Below are 18,654 nucleotides of genomic sequence, written 5' to 3'. Positions count from 1 at the left end.
TGATTGTTATCGATTAACACAGTTAACCGCTATTACTTAGAATAATATATTTTGTTTGTTCACCGGTGAAAATTGTGAATATTTAGAATACAAAGGCGGAATGGTCATATATATATAGATTCAAGGTAGGAAAAAATGAGGATTTCCCACCCAATTATCGGCATAATCCATAGGACTAAATTTATCTCAAATAAATAAAAAAAGAACCCCGTTCCTTAAAGGAAACGGAGAAGGGTTCTTACTTTTATACCTGCCATGGACGTGATTTAACCGAAGTACTCCCAAGCTTTTTTCCAGTTATGGAAGCCTTGTTCACAACCCGCGGTTCCATACCTTTTTCAATTCTCTTTTTTACTTTCTGGTCCATTTTGAATGTCCCGGCTGGTTTAAAAACTCGCTTTGATTGTTTATTACATTGCGGGCAGCTGGAGTATGTTTTTTGTCCAGCCATAGAAGTATGCCATTCCGTAAATTCACCGCATTTCGGGCAATTAAAAGAATAATATGCCATTAGCTTTTATTCCTCTTTTTTGGGAAATATATCTTTTTGAAAAATATCTTTTGGAATGGCAACTGTGCAGCAGGCATTAGGTATATCCACTATGCCGCTGATTCTTCCTTCAACTGGAGCAGTACTGAGCAGCATGTATGCCTGTTCACCTGTGTACCCGAGAGTTTTCATATATTCAATAGCGTTCAGACAGGCTCTTTTATAGGCCAGATGAGCATCGAGATACGCCTGTTCCCCAGTTGATTCATTTACAGATACTCCTTCAAACACAATGTAATCGGTATAATGTGGCTCCACTGGGCTGGTTTTAAAAATTGGGTTGGATTTTATCTGGTATTTTTCCATTCCACCCTTAATAACATCAACATGGAGGTCAATCCAGCCAGGAATTTCAATACCGCCGCAGAATGAGATTTCTCCATCCCCTTGTGAAAAGTGGAGGTCGCCAACAGAAAGCTTAGCTCCGTCAACGAATACCGGAAAATAAATCCGTGAGCCTTTAGTAAGGTTTTTTATATCACAGTTTCCGCCGTTTTCCCTGGGCGGAACAGTTCTTGCACCTTCCCTGGCAACACGGTCGAATTCCTCTCCTTCAAGGGTTCCAAGTACGACACTATCCTTATCAGGAAGCTCAGCCAGTGGCGGTACACGATCCGGGTTGCTGTTTACAAGTTCACGTTCTCTTCTGTTCCATTCGTCAAGGAGTTCTTTTGAGGGTGCTGTTCCAATAAGTCCCGGATGAATCAGCCCTGCAAATTTCACATCAGGTATATGTCTTGATGTGGCGTAAATACCATGGATATCCCAGATAGATTTCGCAGCCTCAGGATAGTGGTCTGTCAGGAAACCTCCGCCGTTTTCCCGGGCAAATATACCGTTAAATCCCCATTCAGCCTCCTGAAAAACCCCGATATCAAGAATATCCACTACAAGAAGGTCACCAGGTTCTGCCCCGTTAACATAAACCGGACCACTCAATACATGTACTCTTTTCAAATTTACATCTCTGATATCTGAGGGATCGTCATTATTGGATATTTGACCGTCTGTCCAGTCAAGGCACTCCATGCGAAAAGAAGCACCAGGGTTTATTGAAAAGGCAGCAGGTATATCCGGGTGCCAGCGGTTATGGCCAGGCACTTCTTGTTCATTCATTCTCCTTCTTAAATCCACCTTAAATTTTGTTTGCGGCATTTCAGTCACTCTCCCGAATAATATTTTACTCTTACTGGTAAACCTCTTCTGAAAAACATGTAAAAAGCAAAACACAAATAAAATTAACCTATGTTTTTCACTTGCCTCCTGCTGATGATAGCCAAAATAAAAAGGGTATTCCACCTCCTGTTTTAAAAAAATTTCAGCCAGTACAGAGCGAGTGAAGAAGGATAACAAAAGATTGATATCTTGGAAGCTGGTTCTCGCTTGATGAAGTTTATTAGCACGTCATGAAGAAAATAGAGAGGATATCTAGAGAGTTTTGTTTAAAACTATCATAATTCAAAATATTCCGAAAGTGCAATGACTTTCACCTTTTAATAATAAGACAAAAAGCCCGCATGAATACGGGCGGTTTACACAGTTTTTTTCGGAAGCGTAACTTTCACAGTTGTCCCGATGTTTTCCTTGCTTTCTATCTGAATATTGCCATGGTGGTTCTGTATGATCTTAAAACATACCATCATGCCTAATCCGGTTCCTTTTTCTTTAGTAGTGTAAAACGGTTCACCAAGTCGTTTGATTTTTTCAGGAGGTATCCCTACTCCTTCATCTTTAAAGTATAAAACTGCCGACTCGCTGTTTACCGTAATTTTAATATGTAAAACACCGCCATCAGGCATGGCTTCAATGGAGTTCTTTATCAGATTCATAAAAACTTGTTTCAGCTGATTTTCCTCACATCGAACCGTTACATCTTCATCTTTAAAGTCGTAATCCAATTTAATGACTACGTCCTTAAGATGAATTTCCGATTCAAGGAATTTAATGACCTTCTGCACTATGTCGATTAACCTTCTGTCTGATAAATCAACCGCCTGAGGTTTGGCAAGCAGCATAAACTCCCCGGCTATAAAGTTAATTCTTTCAATTTCCTCTAATAAAAGATTATAATATGTCTTTTTCTTTTCCTCTTTTTCATCAGCATTCAGAAATTCCATAAAACCTTTCAGGGTAGTCAGGGGATTTCTGATTTCATGTGCCACCCCTGCGGCAAGCTCACCGATAATTGAAAGCTTTTCAGATCTTAGCAGCAGTTCTTCTGATTTTTTCTGATCGGTTATATCATTTCGAATTGCCGCATATTGATATGGCTTGCCTTCTTCATTCAAAAAAGGGACGATTGTCGTGAATACCCAGTAATAAGAACCGTCCTTGGCCCTGTTTTTTATTTCCCCCTGCCAGACCTCTCCTTTACCGATTGTACTCCAGAGGTTCTTGAAGAATTCTCTGGAGTGGTGCCCTGAGTTTAGTATTCGGTGATCCTGCCCAATAAGCTCTTCCCTGCAGTATTTTGAGATCTCGCAGAACGTATCATTTACATAAGTAATGGTACCTTTCCTGTCAGTAATAGCTACAATAGAAGATTCGTCCAGAGCATGTTTGATAGCATGTAATTCTTTATTAGAATTAGCTAACTTATTAAGGGTCAGTTTTAACGTTCCTTCTGTCTCTTTCTTATTCGTTATATCTTTTTGAATAGCTATATACTTCGAGATTCCCCTGTTTTCATCTTCAAATGGAATGATTGTAGTATGCACCCAGTAATAGGTTCCGTCTTTTGCTCTGTTCTTGATCTCGCCTTCCCATACTTTTCCGTAACTGACAATTTTCCATAAATTGCTGAAAAATTTACGGGAGTGGAAACCTGAATTTAATATGCTGTATCTCTTTCCTGTGATCTCATCCCGTCTGTATTTGGATATTTCACAGAAACGATCGTTTACATATAATATTTTTCCTGCAGGGTCACTGACAGACACGACGTTTGTCAGATCCATCGCAAAAAGCATTTCACTGCCAAGCTTATCAATTGTCATCAATTTATCCAACTGTGCAATTCACCTCCGGGTATAGCATTATATACCGCATACTTTTCAAATTACCTATATCGAAAATGCCTGGAGTATCAGTTAATATGTTATCTGTAAATAATACGGGCAGCCTGTTCCATGATATCCTTAATAATCTCCTCAGCTGATTGCCCTTCCTTTACCATTCTTATCCCCTGCCCGGACCAGAGGGACAAATATTCTTTGTTCCCCTGCTTTTTTGCAGCTTTTCGTATTTCACCTGTTACACTATTCTGAACAGGGTATTTTAATGGCTTGATATTATTTTCAGAATGCAGTTTTGTAAATTCATTTTTAACCGCTCTTGCAGGCCTTCCGGAAAAGCTTTTTGTAATAGTCGTACTGTCTTCGTCTGCTTCCAGAAGCGCTTGTTTATAAGCTTCATCTGTTCCGCTCTCCGCTGCATGCAAAAATCTTGTGCCCAATTGTACACCTGCTGCACCTAACACCATGGAGGCGGCCAGGCCTCTTCCGTCCATAATCCCTCCTGCGGCGACTACAGGCAGCTCTACCGCATCAGCAACCTGAGGAACCAGTGACATCGTGCCGACAAGAGAACCATCAGTATCTGCAACCTGGAAAGTCCCCCGGTGACCGCCGGCATCACTTCCTTGCGCCACTATGATATCTGCCCCAGCTTTTTCAGCCTGTTTCGCTTCATTTATATTCGTTATCATTGTTATAACCTTTTGGTTATTTCTTTTGGCAGCAGTATATTCTTCCTGAGAAAGAAGCCCAAAAGTAGTTGAAACTACAGGGACTTCTTCTTCCATAAGCACCTGGAATTGTTCCTTGGAATAATCAGCAGACGAAAAATCTCCGGTTCCCGGATGGATGGCAAGAGCTTCATAAAAAGAGGCATATTTACCTTGGACTTCAGCTGTTCTGCTGTCTGTTTCCGCTAACTCCGCTTTGAAAATATTAACTGCAAAAGGTCTCTCTGTCAGTTGCTTTATGTTTCTGATCTCCATTCTCATAACTTCCGGAGTCAAATAGCCGGCGGCGAGAACTCCAAGCCCCCCAGCATTCGAAACAGCAGCAACCAGCTCCGGAGTTGTGATGCCGCCTGCCATAGGAGCCTGAATAATCGGGTATTTAATTCCCAGTTCCTTGCAAAGTTCAGTATACAGAATCATTATAACAATACTCCTTTTTAAAGGTGTTAACTTCTTAATCAATCAGACAATGCACATTTGTACATAAAAATGCCTCCATTCCCTTAAAAGGGCACCAGAGACTGTTTATTTAAAAAAATCTATTGGTGTACCTCCCATATCTTCTTGCTTGATTATGAAAATCCCTTTCTTTTTTCAAAATTCAAAAATATATTCTCTGTCCAGTACTAAAAAAGCATCCCGCAAAAAGCGGAATGCTAAATAGATTATTCTTAATTTCCTTCGATAAGTTTCACCAATGCTTCATAAGGCTGGGCACCCATTACCCCACGGTTTCCTGAGACGAAACAAGGAACAGCTGTGATTCCAATCTGCTGTGCTTCTTCATGATCAGCAAGCACTTCTTGTTCATACTCTCTTGATTTCAGCGCCTGCCGGAAATCTTCTTCATTAAGACCCACTTCAGATGCAATCTGCACCAGCGTATCGACATCATTAATATTTTTATTCTGCTGGAACTGGGCCTTAAAAACTGCTTCATGATATTCATGGGCAAGGCCTTTCTTCTCTGCAAACTTAGCCCCTTCCAGTGCCCGTCTCGAATGCTTACTCTTGTCATTCCAGTGCATTTCAAGACCATATTGCTCAGACATCATCTGAACGTTTTTCTTCGCCTGTTCATAATACCCATCCGGCATCTTCGGCGGTTCCATACCTTCCGGACGAAGTTCAAATGCTTTCCATTCTACCTCTAAGTTTTTCTCCTTAACCAACTGGTTAAGCGGGACTGTCCCGATAAAACAAAAGGGTCAAAGGAAATCGCTGTATATTGTGATTTTTTTTCTTTCTTCGCTCATTTCGGCACCTCTTCTTTTTTATCCTCAAACACCGAGAAAAACTATTTTACTTTAATGACGATTTTCCCTCTTGCGTGGCGGGTTTCACTTAATTCATGGGCACCCTGGACGCCTGCTTCACTGAACTCAAAGGTACTTCCTACTATCGGCTGAAGCTGGCCTTTATTGTAAAATTCAGCAAGCTCTTCCAGCTGTGCCCCGTTTTCCTGAAGCCAGTGAAAGCCTGCAGTTACGCCAGATTTTTTCGCTTCTTCTTCATCAGGAGGATTGACTATAGAAATTAATTTACCATCTTTCTTTAAAACTTCATAGCTTTTTGATTGTATCTCTCCTCCGAGGGAATCGAGAACAAAATCAAAATCTTGTAATACTTCATTGAAATTCTCGTTTTGGTAATTAATAACATGATCGGCTCCAAGGGACCGTACAAATTCTTCGTTCTTCCCGCTGGCTGTTGTGGCAACGTAAGCACCAAGGCTCCTTGCGATTTGAATGGCGTAAATACCCACACCGCCTGCTCCAGCGTGTACAAGGACCTTATCTCCTTCCTGTACATTACCAAGGTCAACAAGGCACTGATAAGCAGTCAATCCTGCAAGAGGAATTGCTGATGCCTCTTCAAAGCTCATTTTTTCAGGCATTATTGCCAGCTTGTCCTCATCGACGGCAGTAAATTCCGCGTAAGTGCCGTTTTTTGTTGTTGCAGGCCTTGTAAAAACGCGATCCCCTGTCTTAAATTTCGAAACATTTGATCCTGTTTCTGCTACAACACCTGCCGCATCCCACCCGAGGATTATCGGAAATTCAAAAGGAAACATCTCCTTTAAGTATCCTTCCCGCATCTTCCAGTCGATGGGATTTACAGAGGTAGCATGAACTTCCAGAAGTACCTGATCTTCCCCTATCTGCGGTTTTTCAACTTCCCGCTCTCTAAGCTGTTCTCTTCCGCCATAATTCTCAATCACTATTGCTTTCATCGCTGCCTCCTAAAAAAGATAAAAATTATATATCTCTTACTGCTTCTTCTATCGGCTGATCGCCAGAAACGAGATCAAATCCTTTATTGAAAGTATTTCTCGCATCAAGTGTATGAAGAATTGTCTCTGCAACATCTTCCCGTGGGATTGACGCCCTTTCCAGGTTTTCTCCGGCCATGATTCTTCCTTCCCCATTATCGTTCGTCAGACCGCCAGGCCGAACGATTGTATAGGTAAGTCTGCTCAGTTCAAGCATTCTGTCTGTATAATGCTTCGCAGCAAAATACGGTTTTATCTGGTCGCTCCAGTTTTCCCGGTTGTGTGCCTGGATCGCGCTTACCTGAACATATCGCATTACTCCGGCCCTTTCTGCCGCTTCAATAGTTTTTCCTGCCCCGTCAAGATCAATGAGTAGTGTTTTGTCAGGGCCTGTCTGTCCTCCGGATCCTGCAGTAAATACAACCGCATCACAGCCTTCAGCGGCTTTAGCGATGTCTTCCACACTTCCTTCAAGATCTGCCAGCGCCGTTTCTACACCCTGGTTATTAAACTCTTCTGCCTGTTCTTCTTTTCTGACCATCGCGCGCACTGTATGTTTTTCGCTTTCTTGTAATAACTTCACCAGGTGTCTGCCAATCTGCCCGTTTGCACCAACAACTAATACTTTCATATGATCAGACTCCTTTTCCTTTTAGTTTGGATTGTATTATGACATTGTAATTATTTCTTATCAAATAATTTGTTTGCCATATATTTTGCTGAGATACTATTCCCTTTTTGCGTGTAATCAATCGTCTATATCATTGAAAATAAAAGCACACTTAGTTTCAGGAACTAAGTGTGCTAAGAGAGCAGTAGTTATTTTTTTTTCTTATTCATCATCTTTGTTATTGTATCCATGTTTATTTTACCAGGGTCGCTTATAATTGCTTTTACAAGCTCATCCTCTTTTTTCTTTGGGACAGGTTTATTGGCTATCTGTCCGACTTTTCGGATGATCTCCCTTACAGTCTTCTCATCTTTAAAGTTTGCTCCCTTAATAGAGTCTGCCAGTTTAAAGATTTCAGCCATATTCACACCTGATTTTTTTTCTATATTTTTAAAGACTTTATCAAAACCCATACTTAACCTCCTTTCAGCCGCTCGTTATACTCAATAATCGTCCAGGAAAGCCTTCCTGCTCCTGTACTGGCCAGAAAAGTAAACAGTTTAGGACGACTTATAATAGATGTATGCGGCTGAAAGTTAATTGGCTGGGTACGAGTCCCGTGAAGATCAACTTTAAATAGGTGTTCAAAAAGAAAACGTGGCAATCCAAGCCTTAAAAGGCGAAGGATTGCCTTAGCTGCACTAATAAAGTTTTATTTGCTTCGAGACTACTCCGATGCTGAAATTTTATACTTTCCTATAGTGAATCAATTTCATAATTCAAGATTTTCATCATTTATACGAATATATCTTTAAATGTTACTTTGTTGTTCGATTTACGCTACAGACGGACGCGTTCTGCGGGCACGGCTTCAACTAATTTTTGACGGCTGAACGCCTCCAAAAATGGATTTTCAGCTTCTCATGCTTTTCCCTCAGGAACGAGCATCTTCTTCACCGCAAATGCATCGAGTTGTCTCGACGTATATTCTACAGAGCTGTGCAGGCAGAGGAAGAGACAGTCGCCGTCTTACCCTGCAAACGAAAAGTAATGTCCGTCTTTTTTTATGAAAAATCTATATATGAAATTCATTCATAGTGTAAAAAAATCCCTTCTGAGTCTTTCACAGAAGGGATGACATTTCATTTTTCCTGTTTGTTATGCTCTTACCCAGTACACAGCATCCTGGTCGCCTGGAGATGGCGGAAACTGATCACCTTCCTGGAGAGAGATTTCTTCAATGACTCCACTTGGTGAACCGCCATTTACTAATTCGTCAACTTTATATTTTCCTGTTTCAGGAGCTTTTTCACCAGTTTTGAATTTATTCTTCGCCATTGCTATCTTCCTCCTTTTGCGGATTTAATGTAGCAATACCACATTGATATGGAGAAAAAACCTCTCATTGAGAAAATGCGCCATAAGAATTATATAAGCTGCAACCGACAATCCATGTTAGTCGCCCCCTGCATCTTCCTTATACTTTAAATTCAAACTGGAAAATATTTCCGGATGCCCGAACCCATCCTGCCTCACTTCCCCATTACGGTCTACAAAGTAATAGTACGTAACCTCTGCTTCGTCTGAGAAAGAAACATTTAAGTAATATGGGTTAATATGTGCCATTTCAACATTTCTGTGGTCTATGCTCGTTATTTTCCATTCTGCCTCCGGATATGTATCGATCAGATACTCTTCCAGCAGCTCTGTCCTTTCCGATATTTGATAATCGACCCAGTATGGTCTGCCAATAAAGAAAATAATTACTGCCGCTACAGTAAAAAATATGGCCAGCACACCATTTTTTCTCCATCTTCCTTTTAAAAAGAAAGTAATGAGCAACGGGATCAAAATAATAGCAGCAGCCAGCAAAAGTTCATAATACATGCTTGGTCGCATCGGAAGCCCCCTAGGGAAATCAATGATCCATTGCTCATGATTCTTTCATCTGTAAACCTGAAGCTGCTGTCCCTTTGTCTGACTTAATTTTAAGGTGCAAAAACATACATCCGGCACTGCCGGTCAGACAGACAGCTGCTGATAAATAAAATGCTGTCGTAAAATTATAGTAATCTACTAAAACACCGGTAACCATCGGGGATATCCACTGCCCAATTCCAAAAAATAAAGTAATGAATCCGATAGCCATCGAAGTTTTTCTGGCAGCTGTTAAATCACTGACAGCGGCAACCATTATCGTTGGTACAGCCCATAACGTTAACGAGTAGAGAATGGTTTCCAGAAACAGGAATATCGGCTGAGTTGTAACAGTAAATGCTATCAGCAGGCACGTCTGAATCAAATAGATGATAAACAATGTCAGCATTCGCCCGATCTTATCTGAAAGTGCTCCCCATAGAAAACCACTGGCAATACTGGCTATACCAGCAGTGGCGAAAATCTGCCCTGCAAGTGTTGGTTCCAGAGAGACGCTGGTAATTAGAAAATCAACAAAGAAAGTAGAAAAGATCAGATATGAAAATCCCCAGGTAAAGTATGTGATGCCAATTAAATAAATTAGTTTGCTGCTGTAAACATTTTCAATCAACGGTGACCTGGGCTGAACAAGCTTTTCTCCCTCTTCGGATGCAGGATCCCTTTCTGCCCCTATGGGCTTCAGGCCAATTTCATGTGGTTCATCCACCAGGAAGAAATGGTTAATGATAATAATCAGCACGACGAGCAAAGCAAGGATACCCCAGCTGATTCGCCACCCCCCGGTATTAATCATCATGAGCATTGGCACTAAAAAACCGCTGATTAACATTCCAAAGCTTGAACCTGAGTTTGTCACACCGAGTGCAAACCCTCTGTATTTAATGCTGAACCACTTACCTACTACACTTAAGGATGCAACATTCCCTGTCCCGCAGCCCAGCCCAATGACCAGAAAAGCTAAAAACGCCGTAAAAAAATGGTTAACTGCCGCACTGGCGCCCATTCCTGCTGCAGAAATTATCAGGGATACTATAATTACTTTTTTAGTAGGAAATCGATTAGTTAAAAAACCAACAGAAACTGCTCCTGCCAAATACCCAAGAAACACAGCAGAAGCAATAATTCCCGCTTCGGTGTAGCTGAGTGAGAGTCCCTCCCTCATAAACGGCAGGATTGCCCCCAGGGAAAAGCGCCCCAGACCCAAGCATGCAAATAAGTTTAAAACAGTAATCCCTAAAATAAGCCAGCCGCGATGATACGGAAACCCTTTCATAATTATTTACCCCTTTGGTTCATAATGACAAACTGGAGTTAAAGCTTGTTGCCCACAATTTCTATCGTGTTAAAACAGTTCTCAAATATACTACATGCCAAAAATTCAAAATATGTATTTAGCCCGATTCAAAGTTAAAATTCGTACTTCGTCCTGTAAACCATCCCTTCCGCTAAGGCAACCAGATCATCCGTTTCGTTACGGACTTCCATTCTGTAGAGGCCAAGTTTATTGGAACGATTATCCTCTGTAGCGATCGCTTTCAGCCGGTCCCCAACTGCACCTGCCTTTAAATAATGGATGGTTACAGTAATCCCCACAGCTGTCGTTCCATAGGAGTTACTTGCACAGGCAAATGCCACGTCCGCAAGGGAAAAAATAGCGCCTCCATTAGCAGAACCATGGAAATTTGTCATATTTCCAGTTACGTTCATCGTTACCTCTGCGTAACCATTGTCAACTTTCTCTATGTTTATTCCGAGCCACTCCGCATATTTATCCCTCTTAAAATGTTCTAAAATTTTTTCATCCACCAGGATACCCTCCCTGCATTGTTATAACAAATTCGTATACACCCGTTTAATAAACGTAATATATCATAATATTCTTAATCTTTCAATTAGTTTTCTTGGTATGCATGCTGGCAATGGAGTAATCCTTATATAACGCTGCCTAGCTATATAAAAACAGAAAAAAAATATTGCTCATTATAAAAAGTTACCCTTATTTCATATAGATTATGGTATTATAATCATATATTATCAGTAATTTCAGAATTATTAGTTGACAATATCATTCTACAAGTATTACCCTTTGTATATCGATAAATTGTATGTTCGTTTTTATTTCGTATCATAATTCGTTATTAAATAATTTTATTGTAAATAAACAAGGGAGGAATCAACATGCTTTTTTACGATGAGATTGAGACGGCTGCCCGTGCTGAGATTCAGGAGATTCAGCTGCACCGTCTGAAGAAAACAGTTAATCATGTATTTAAAAATGTGCCTTTTTACCAGGAGAAACTTGTTAAGTCCGGTGTGTCGCCTGACGAAATAACCTCTTTGAATGATATCAGGAAACTTCCCTTCACGAAGAAAACAGATTTAAGAGATAACTACCCCTTTGGGCTTTTTGCAGTAGATCAGAAAGATGTTGTCAGAATACATGGTTCCTCCGGGACGAGCGGAAAACCAACTGTTGTAGGATATACGAAAACAGACATAGATAACTGGGCTTCACTCGTAGCACGGGCGATTGTAGCTGCTGGCGGAAATAAAGGCGATGTAGTTCATAACGCCTATGGCTACGGCTTGTTTACCGGCGGTCTTGGCCTTCATTATGGAGCGGAAAAACTTGGATGTGTAACTGTTCCCATCTCCGGCGGAAATACTGGCCGGCAGATTACGCTAATTCAGGACTTCAAACCAAAAGTAATTTGCGGCACTCCTTCCTATGTACTTAATATTGCAGAAAAAATGGAAGAGATGGGATTAAAGCCAGATGATATAAGCTGTGAATACGGTATTTTTGGGGCTGAGCCTTGGTCTGAAGAAATGCGCAAAACTCTCGAAGATAAGCTTGGAATAAAAGCAGTTGATATTTACGGCCTTAGTGAAGTAATGGGTCCTGGTGTGTCTATTGAATGCCACGAAGGACAGAACGGCCTGCACATAGCAGATGATCACTTTATCGTAGAAGTTATAGACCCGGAAACACTTCAGCCTGTAGCTGAAGGCCAGGACGGGGAGCTTGTTTTTACAAGCCTTACAAAGGAAGCGCTTCCAATTATCCGCTACCGCACTGGCGACATTGCTTCCCTCACTACGGAAAGGTGTGTTTGCCGCCGTACCACGACTAGGATGTCGAGAGTTAAAGGAAGAATTGATGATATGCTGATTATCCGTGGCGTCAATATCTTTCCTTCTGAGATTGAACGGACTTTGCTGCAGGTAGACGCTCTCGTTCCGCATTACCAGATCCACTTAACAAAGAAAGGATCTATGGATAATATTGAAATTCACGTAGAATTAAGCAAGGATGTTTATGACACTCTTGCTGACGGAAACCTGAATGACCAGGCCGCAGTTCTTCTTAAAGGGAAAATCCAGCATATGATAAAATCAGAATGCCTCGTTTCCGCAGAAATTAAGCTTACTAAACCTAAGACTATTCCCCGTTCGGAAGGAAAAGCTGTACGGATCGTTGACAGGCGCAGTGAGACAGTGCCAAGTTAACTTAAAAAGAGGTGCAGTACGCACCTCTTTTTACTGGACTTTTTCCACAACGATCCGGTCTGCCTGATTTAAATTTCTCTTTACTTCATTTAATATATTTTGTTCTTCTCTGTAAGCGCCAACTTGCTGCCCGTCCACTATTACCCTGTAAATGGTTCCTTGCTGATTACTTCTACTGAGATTAAAAGCTCTTTCCAGTCCGTTAACATGCCCTCTTGCCACTTTCTGACGCCAGGAAGGGTCCGCAATTTTTTCTGCATCTTCCGGGTGATCAATAAAACCGTTTTCTGTTAAAAGAGCAGACATTCTTGTTTCCCTTAACACGTGAAAGTTTGCTTTCTTTTTACCCCGGTTTCTCAGTTCGTTCACTTTCATAATTTCCTCATGCATTATGTCCCTGTATCTTGCTGTTTGAGAGGTATCAGATAAACTGTTGTGAATAAAATCTTCGTAACCCTGTGTGGAACCGTCAAAACCATTGATATGGATGGACAGAAAATAATCTGCTCCCCAGTTGTTAGCTTCATCTGTACGGGATTGTAAGCTCTTATCAATATCACTTGTTCTGCTCATCATTACTTCCACATTTTCATATTCTTCTTCTAATATATCCCGGATTCGCAGGGCAATATCAAGTGTTATCGTCTTTTCTTCCATTCCATGGCCGGTAGCTCCTATGTTAGAACCACCATGTCCTGGATCGAGATAAATCTTTACCATCATCTCACCTCCATACTATCTTAATATTCATTTGGAGGAGGGATGAAATGGACAAGGTGGCAGTTATTTTAAAATGTGCTCACTCAAAAAGGTTATCATTCTACTCATTAGCTTAGCGCAGTGAAACAAATTACATTCTTATCTTATAAATAAGGGCAATTATAAAGATTGTATTACAAACAAGTTATTTGTCCGAATGTATGTTACCATTATATATACCTGTTCGAAAAGGAGGATATCATTAATGACCGAAATAAGTATATTTTTAGATGATATCCGTGAAGCACCTGAAGGATATATAGGTGTAGAAACAATCAGGGAATGTCAAATACTATTACAACGATTCTCTGTAGAACACTTATCTCTTGACCATGACCTTGTTAGTAAAATAGAAAATGGCACACAGCTCGTAGAGTTAATGGTAAGAGAAAAGCTATTTGCCAACAGAATTACTATTCACTCCGCAAACTCTGTAGATGGAAAACACATGTACAGATACTTAAAGGATGCACAACTTCACCAAAATATGCCCCAATCAATAAAGGTTCTTCTGCAACCTCTTCCTCTCTATTTTATCCCGCCACGTATTATTAAATTTTATGCTGACACGATATAAACGGAAATATTCACTGCAGAACAGAAAACCCCTTCTCGAGTATGAGAAGGAGCTGCGCTTAAGGCATCTTTTTTCCACGAGAAGCTGTATACAGGGTATACCATTCTTCCCTTGTCATAATTTCCGCCTGTTTAACTGCCTCAGCACAATTTTTTATCCTGCCTGGATTTACTGTTCCAATTACTGGCTGAACCTTCGCCGGATGACGCATCAGCCAGCCAAGTACAATTGCTTCTGCTGCAGTGCCCTTTTTCTCAGCTAATTCATTGACAGCTTTCTTAGTTGCCAGGATAGCCTCAGTCGTATCTTTAGCTTCCCTGCCGCTGTACATTCCATAAGCAAGGGGAGCCCAGGCCTGAAGCTGGATGTTCTCCAGTCTGCAATGCTCAACTATTCCATCAGAAAAATTTACAGAGGCCCCCTCTTTCTGGTTCACTAGTACTCCATGCTCGACCCAGTCCAGCCGATTAAGACTCATTTCCAGCTGATTAACAATCAAAGGTTCATCACAGTACGCCTGTAAAAGTTTAATTTGCGCAGCGTTCATGTTAGATACCCCAAAGTGCTTAACCTTACCTGACTCTCTTAATTTTGAAAAAGCTGCAGCAACTTCTTCCGGTTCCATTAGTGGATCCGGCCGGTGGAGCAGTAAAATATCAAGATAATCCGTTTCAAGGCGTTCCAGAATACCATCCACAGATGACAGTATATGTTTTTCAGAAAAGTCATACCTGTTTGGAACCTCACCTTCTGAAAAACGAATTCCGCACTTACTCTGGAGAACTAATTTTTTTCTAAGGCCAGGATCCTCCTTTAATAACCGGCCAAATACAGTTTCTGACCTTCCATGTTTATAAATGTCCGCATGGTCAAACATGGCGATATTGTTTTCAAGCGCAGCCTCGACAGCTTTTTGTGCTGTTATGTAATCCTCTTTAGTTAACTGATCGCCGTTCCATTCCCCTCCTAACCCCATACAGCCGTATACAAGACGACTATTCGTAATTTCCCGTTTCTCCAATGGCATCATACTCATTAAATAATTCTCTCCTTTTTCAAAGTGGTTCAATTATAATAACACTTTTTACTATTCAAGACTATTATTGCCTTGGACTCTTATTTTTTGTATGAAAAAGATTCTTAAAAAGAAGTTAAAGAACGCAAACAGCCTGCAGGTTACGGCTGCAGGCTGTTTCTAATTCAACATTCTTTATATAATAATATTTGAAAATAAAGAAACCAAAATAAATAAAAAAAGACCATCAATATTGTCTATGTAAATTGTTATGTATTACTTTTATAGCTCTCCCTACAGTACTTAACCTTTAACGTACAGCTTTCAAGCAGTTGACATGACCCGAGACGATTCGGTAGTTCTTTGTTTATCATAGATTAAATACCTAAGTAATAAGCTTAATCATCCTGCATATTTAAGGATTAAAAGAAATTCGCCCCATTTTGTTTCATGGGGGATGAGACTATGATGATAAGGTGTTTAGAAGCATGATTAAGTATAAAAAGAATAGCTCTATCCTGGCTACTCTTTTTTTAATTTTAAATTAATCTAATTAGCAGAACGAGACAGATAATAATAAACTTGGAGTTTTATAAATTATTAATGTTTCCCTTCGGTAAAACTCTTCTCACTTTTATTATTAATGAACCGCCAATACTTATTTGCATTATAGATGAAGTACATTATTAATAATACAGTAATAATTACATCTAAATTGTATTTTGGTCCTTCATTGAAAAAACCACTCATCAACCAGACAAAAGGTATCCCTATAAGCATGATGGCAGATTGTAATAATTTAAAACCTTCCTTACTTAATTTCCTTACGGATATTAGAATCTTGTTTCATTACCCATTATGATGGCAATTATAATGGTATTATTTCCCTTATACTATATTTATAGGTTATAAACTACAAGAGCCTTGCTCAAGAGCCAGAAGCACCGGGAGGACTTTGAGAAAGGCCTTCGATCTAGATTATTCAATTCAATTCTACCTTACTAATTAATCCCCTTTTGGTAAAGTCGTTTTAATTTTGTATTGAGCTATGCTGGAAGGGCGTTTTTTTAGTATTAATGATATTGGCCTTTCCTTCATTCTGCTTCATACAAACCTCCTCCATTTCCTTACCTTTCCATTTTTTTAGTTAATTTGCCTCCTCTTTCTAATCGATTATTTATTCACTATTTCAAATGGGTTATACTCTTCTTTACATAAAGAGGTGATGCAGAAGTAAGGCAAAATAAGCAACTATTACATCTACTAAAGAATTTTTATAAAATGTTATCTAAATACGAGGATTCCAGGGACTCTTTCCCTGAATTTCGTAGTTTTCTAAGATTATTACTAAGAAATAAAAACTCTAATTATACTGTTCCAGTAATTGAAGTTGTCTCCTTAATTAAAGAGTACAAACCAACTGTTTTTTGGTACCTTAGAAGAGAAGGAAGTAATGAGCTTAATCTCGCCATAATTACAAGTACGACTTTACCAGCCGAGCAGGCCGAGACTCGTATTGATTCACTGATACAAGAGTTGGAAGACCGCTACTAGTAACGTTTAAATAGACACCGTCTTATCCATATCAATTTGATCAACTAATGTGAGTTAATACAGAGGAACTCTCCTGACTGGCTTTTAACAGTATCTTTCACACGCTAAAAATTGACATAACATTCAAAAGAACCTTGTTGTTCCTATTAATACCCCAAAGGTGAAAAGAAAAAGTCTAAGCTCACTCTGCGGAAATGGTGCAAAGCTTAATCGAGTGCATTAAGGTAGAAACATTTGAGGAACACTTCCTATTTTGGATTGCCTTTGTGGTATAACACGGGAAGTTGGAGATGCTGCATTGGAGGAACAACACGTATTAAAAGAAGAAGTGGTTATTCGTTTTGAGCAATCACTTACAGAAGTTACTTGGGGCGGTTTAGTTGTGAAGTCCATTAATAATAACCTGGATGGTATTGTTGCTATTTTCTATAATTGAACAACTTCTGAAACTAAACATATGGAAAAAATGAAAGCAAGAGACTAATACTTCTATCCTGAAACCCTCTCGGTTGACCCTATTGAAAAAGAGAGATGAAGTAGATTAGATTAGGTTTCACAATCTCCTGCCTGACCCGTAAAACCTTGTTCGTAAAATCAAACAACGAACGAGCCAGGCATTCACAGAATCTGAACGACAATGGATATTTATGGTCACAACATCGAAGAAGTGGAAAGATTAACAGCTACTCATTTCAGTGAATTTTTCACTCAAAAAAAAGGCGAAAATTAAATCCTGCCCCAATTCCGCCCCAAAAGCGAAAAAACGAGTGGGAAACTAACAGTAAAAATACAGGTGAAAAAATTAAAAACCCCTTGATATACAAGGGGTTTAGTTATGTACTCTCTTGGCGCACCCTAGAGGACTTGAACCTCTGACCTACAGCTTCGGAGGCTGTCGCTCTATCCACCTGAGCTAAGGGCGCCAGGCAGTTTCAGGCTATAATAAATGGTGCGGGTGAAGGGACTTGAACCCCCACGTCGTAAGACACTAGATCCTAAGTCTAGCGCGTCTGCCAATTCCGCCACACCCGCATTCATTAAATGGTGAGCCATGAAGGACTCGAACCTTCGACCCTCTGATTAAAAGTCAGATGCTCTACCAACTGAGCTAATGGCTCATGAAGTAATTCAAAGATGAATGTTCATGAGGTTATGGGTTATTAAATGGATTTAAATAATTGGTTGCGGGGGACGGATTTGAACCATCGACCTTCGGGTTATGAGCCCGACGAGCTACCAGACTGCTCCACCCCGCGACGATATTAAGTTAACGGACGATCCGTTTCAGGAAGCCTTTTTGACTGTCTCTTCCTCTGACAGTATCGCTTCGCTGTGAATGCGTCGAGACAACTCGAAGTTTATTCGATGATGCGCTGCTCGTTGCTCCACCCCGCGACGATATTTATATAATGAAATAATGGTGCTGGCCAGAGGACTTGAACCCCCAACCTACTGATTACAAGTCAGTTGCTCTACCAATTGAGCTAGGCCAGCATAATGGTGGAAGATGACGGGCTCGAACCGCCGACCCCCTGCTTGTAAGGCAGGTGCTCTCCCAACTGAGCTAATCTTCCAGTAATATGGTGACCCGTACGGGATTCGAACCCGTGTTACCGCCGTGAAAGGGCGGTGTCTTAACCACTTGACCAACGGGCCATAAGTTAAAGTTAGATGGCGGAGAGCGAGGGATTCGAACCCTCGAGACGGGTTTAAACCGCCTACACGATTTCCAATCGTGCTCCTTCGGCCACTCGGACAGCTCTCCTTATGGCATAAGTAAAGAATTGATAAAAAAACAAATGGTGGAGCCTAGCGGGATCGAACCGCTGACCTCCTGCGTGCAAGGCAGGCGCTCTCCCAGCTGAGCTAAGGCCCCGTTAGAAACGGGACTAACATAGTTAGCCCCGGAAGGCCCAGCGACGTCCTACTCTCACAGGGGGAGAGCCCCCAACTACCATCGGCGCTGAAGAGCTTAACTTCCGTGTTCGGCATGGGAACGGGTGTGGCCTCTTCGCTGTCGTCACTGGACTATAAAATTGAAAGGTGTCTAGCTACAGCGCCTACTCGCTCGAGGTCACTTCGGTCCGTCAATCGAAGCTTAAATGCTTGCTTCTTCTTGCCGGT

General features: G+C 40.8%; 17 protein-coding genes, 9 tRNA genes and 1 rRNA gene. 3 read left to right on the top strand and 24 right to left on the bottom strand.

The genetic code is table 11. From position 1 onward, the window contains the following. Positions 1-244: 244 nt before the first annotated feature. The 12 genes from BK582_RS14965 to paaI all read right to left on the bottom strand — a co-directional run bounded on the left by BK582_RS14965 (position 245) and on the right by paaI (position 10,921). Positions 245-511 (bottom strand): FmdB family zinc ribbon protein, encoded by a 267-nt coding sequence (locus tag BK582_RS14965; RefSeq protein ID WP_078595811.1) that lies wholly within the window; start codon positions 509-511, stop codon positions 245-247. Positions 512-517: 6 nt separating this feature from the next. Then, entirely contained in the window at positions 518-1,705 is a 1,188-nt protein-coding gene (gene fmdA / locus BK582_RS14960) for a formamidase (RefSeq protein ID WP_078598045.1), read from the bottom strand. Between the two features lie 377 nt (positions 1,706-2,082). Next, the gene (locus BK582_RS14955) at positions 2,083-3,558 is read right to left on the bottom strand and encodes a PAS domain-containing sensor histidine kinase (RefSeq protein WP_078595810.1); all 1,476 of its coding nucleotides are present in this window, start codon (positions 3,556-3,558) and stop codon (positions 2,083-2,085) included. A gap of 89 nt (positions 3,559-3,647) precedes the next feature. After that, positions 3,648-4,715, bottom strand: a complete 1,068-nt coding sequence (locus BK582_RS14950; protein ID WP_078595809.1) for an NAD(P)H-dependent flavin oxidoreductase — start codon at positions 4,713-4,715, stop codon at positions 3,648-3,650. Positions 4,716-4,966: 251 nt separating this feature from the next. Continuing rightward, entirely contained in the window at positions 4,967-5,491 is a 525-nt protein-coding gene (locus BK582_RS14945; protein WP_276328230.1) for a DsbA family oxidoreductase, read from the bottom strand. A 101-nt stretch (positions 5,492-5,592) separates the two neighbouring features. Then, the gene (locus BK582_RS14940; RefSeq protein WP_078595807.1) at positions 5,593-6,528 is read right to left on the bottom strand and encodes an NADP-dependent oxidoreductase; all 936 of its coding nucleotides are present in this window, start codon (positions 6,526-6,528) and stop codon (positions 5,593-5,595) included. 25 nt (positions 6,529-6,553) lie between these two features. After that, positions 6,554-7,198 carry an SDR family oxidoreductase gene (locus BK582_RS14935; protein ID WP_078595806.1) on the bottom strand — a complete coding sequence of 215 codons (645 nt, stop codon included), beginning with the start codon at positions 7,196-7,198 and terminating at the stop codon, positions 6,554-6,556. Positions 7,199-7,386: 188 nt separating this feature from the next. Continuing rightward, positions 7,387-7,650, bottom strand: coding sequence for a stage VI sporulation protein F (locus tag BK582_RS14930; RefSeq protein WP_078595805.1), 264 nt, complete (start codon positions 7,648-7,650; stop codon positions 7,387-7,389). A gap of 685 nt (positions 7,651-8,335) precedes the next feature. Beyond that, positions 8,336-8,515, bottom strand: coding sequence for a YjzC family protein (locus BK582_RS14925; protein ID WP_078595804.1), 180 nt, complete (start codon positions 8,513-8,515; stop codon positions 8,336-8,338). 117 nt (positions 8,516-8,632) lie between these two features. Then, positions 8,633-9,076, bottom strand: coding sequence for a hypothetical protein (locus BK582_RS14920; RefSeq protein WP_078595803.1), 444 nt, complete (start codon positions 9,074-9,076; stop codon positions 8,633-8,635). 34 nt (positions 9,077-9,110) lie between these two features. Further along, the gene (locus BK582_RS14915; RefSeq protein ID WP_078595802.1) at positions 9,111-10,388 is read right to left on the bottom strand and encodes an MFS transporter; all 1,278 of its coding nucleotides are present in this window, start codon (positions 10,386-10,388) and stop codon (positions 9,111-9,113) included. A gap of 134 nt (positions 10,389-10,522) precedes the next feature. Further along, positions 10,523-10,921, bottom strand: coding sequence for a hydroxyphenylacetyl-CoA thioesterase PaaI (gene paaI, locus BK582_RS14910; RefSeq protein ID WP_078595801.1), 399 nt, complete (start codon positions 10,919-10,921; stop codon positions 10,523-10,525). A gap of 372 nt (positions 10,922-11,293) precedes the next feature. Here paaI and paaK point away from each other — a divergent pair, with 372 nt between their 5' ends. After that, positions 11,294-12,625 (top strand): phenylacetate--CoA ligase PaaK, encoded by a 1,332-nt coding sequence (gene paaK / locus BK582_RS14905; protein WP_078595800.1) that lies wholly within the window; start codon positions 11,294-11,296, stop codon positions 12,623-12,625. 30 nt (positions 12,626-12,655) lie between these two features. Here the strand turns inward: paaK and BK582_RS14900 are convergent, their stop codons facing one another. After that, positions 12,656-13,345, bottom strand: a complete 690-nt coding sequence (locus BK582_RS14900) for an N-acetylmuramoyl-L-alanine amidase family protein (protein ID WP_078595799.1) — start codon at positions 13,343-13,345, stop codon at positions 12,656-12,658. A gap of 244 nt (positions 13,346-13,589) precedes the next feature. Between BK582_RS14900 and BK582_RS14895 the strand changes: the two genes are divergently transcribed. Beyond that, positions 13,590-13,961, top strand: coding sequence for a cyclic-phosphate processing receiver domain-containing protein (locus BK582_RS14895; protein ID WP_078595798.1), 372 nt, complete (start codon positions 13,590-13,592; stop codon positions 13,959-13,961). Positions 13,962-14,019: 58 nt separating this feature from the next. Here BK582_RS14895 and BK582_RS14890 read toward each other — a convergent pair whose 3' ends face one another. Further along, positions 14,020-14,997, bottom strand: a complete 978-nt coding sequence (locus BK582_RS14890) for an aldo/keto reductase (protein WP_078595797.1) — start codon at positions 14,995-14,997, stop codon at positions 14,020-14,022. Positions 14,998-16,828: 1,831 nt separating this feature from the next. Between BK582_RS14890 and BK582_RS27070 the strand changes: the two genes are divergently transcribed. After that, positions 16,829-16,966, top strand: a complete 138-nt coding sequence (locus BK582_RS27070) for a hypothetical protein (RefSeq protein WP_169911032.1) — start codon at positions 16,829-16,831, stop codon at positions 16,964-16,966. Positions 16,967-17,376: 410 nt separating this feature from the next. Here the strand turns inward: BK582_RS27070 and BK582_RS14880 are convergent. The 10 genes from BK582_RS14880 to rrf form a co-directional block, all read right to left on the bottom strand. Then, positions 17,377-17,453: transfer RNA gene (locus tag BK582_RS14880), tRNA-Arg, on the bottom strand. A 24-nt stretch (positions 17,454-17,477) separates the two neighbouring features. Then, positions 17,478-17,562, bottom strand: a tRNA-Leu gene (locus BK582_RS14875). Positions 17,563-17,572: 10 nt separating this feature from the next. After that, positions 17,573-17,648, bottom strand: a tRNA-Lys gene (locus tag BK582_RS14870). A 61-nt stretch (positions 17,649-17,709) separates the two neighbouring features. Next, a tRNA-Met gene (locus tag BK582_RS14865) sits at positions 17,710-17,786 on the bottom strand. A 162-nt stretch (positions 17,787-17,948) separates the two neighbouring features. Next, positions 17,949-18,024 (bottom strand) — tRNA-Thr (locus tag BK582_RS14860). A 4-nt stretch (positions 18,025-18,028) separates the two neighbouring features. Further along, a tRNA-Val gene (locus BK582_RS14855) sits at positions 18,029-18,104 on the bottom strand. 7 nt (positions 18,105-18,111) lie between these two features. Continuing rightward, positions 18,112-18,186, bottom strand: a tRNA-Glu gene (locus BK582_RS14850). A 16-nt stretch (positions 18,187-18,202) separates the two neighbouring features. Beyond that, positions 18,203-18,295 (bottom strand) — tRNA-Ser (locus tag BK582_RS14845). Positions 18,296-18,330: 35 nt separating this feature from the next. Beyond that, positions 18,331-18,406, bottom strand: a tRNA-Ala gene (locus BK582_RS14840). A gap of 35 nt (positions 18,407-18,441) precedes the next feature. Continuing rightward, a 5S ribosomal RNA gene (gene rrf, locus BK582_RS14835) occupies positions 18,442-18,558 on the bottom strand. Positions 18,559-18,654 lie beyond the last annotated feature (96 nt).

The sequence above is a fragment of the Evansella clarkii genome, from assembly GCF_002019695.1.
In the GTDB taxonomy this organism is placed as follows: domain Bacteria; phylum Bacillota; class Bacilli; order Bacillales; family Salisediminibacteriaceae; genus Evansella; species Evansella clarkii.
This window is presented reverse-complemented; position numbering and strand designations above follow the sequence as displayed.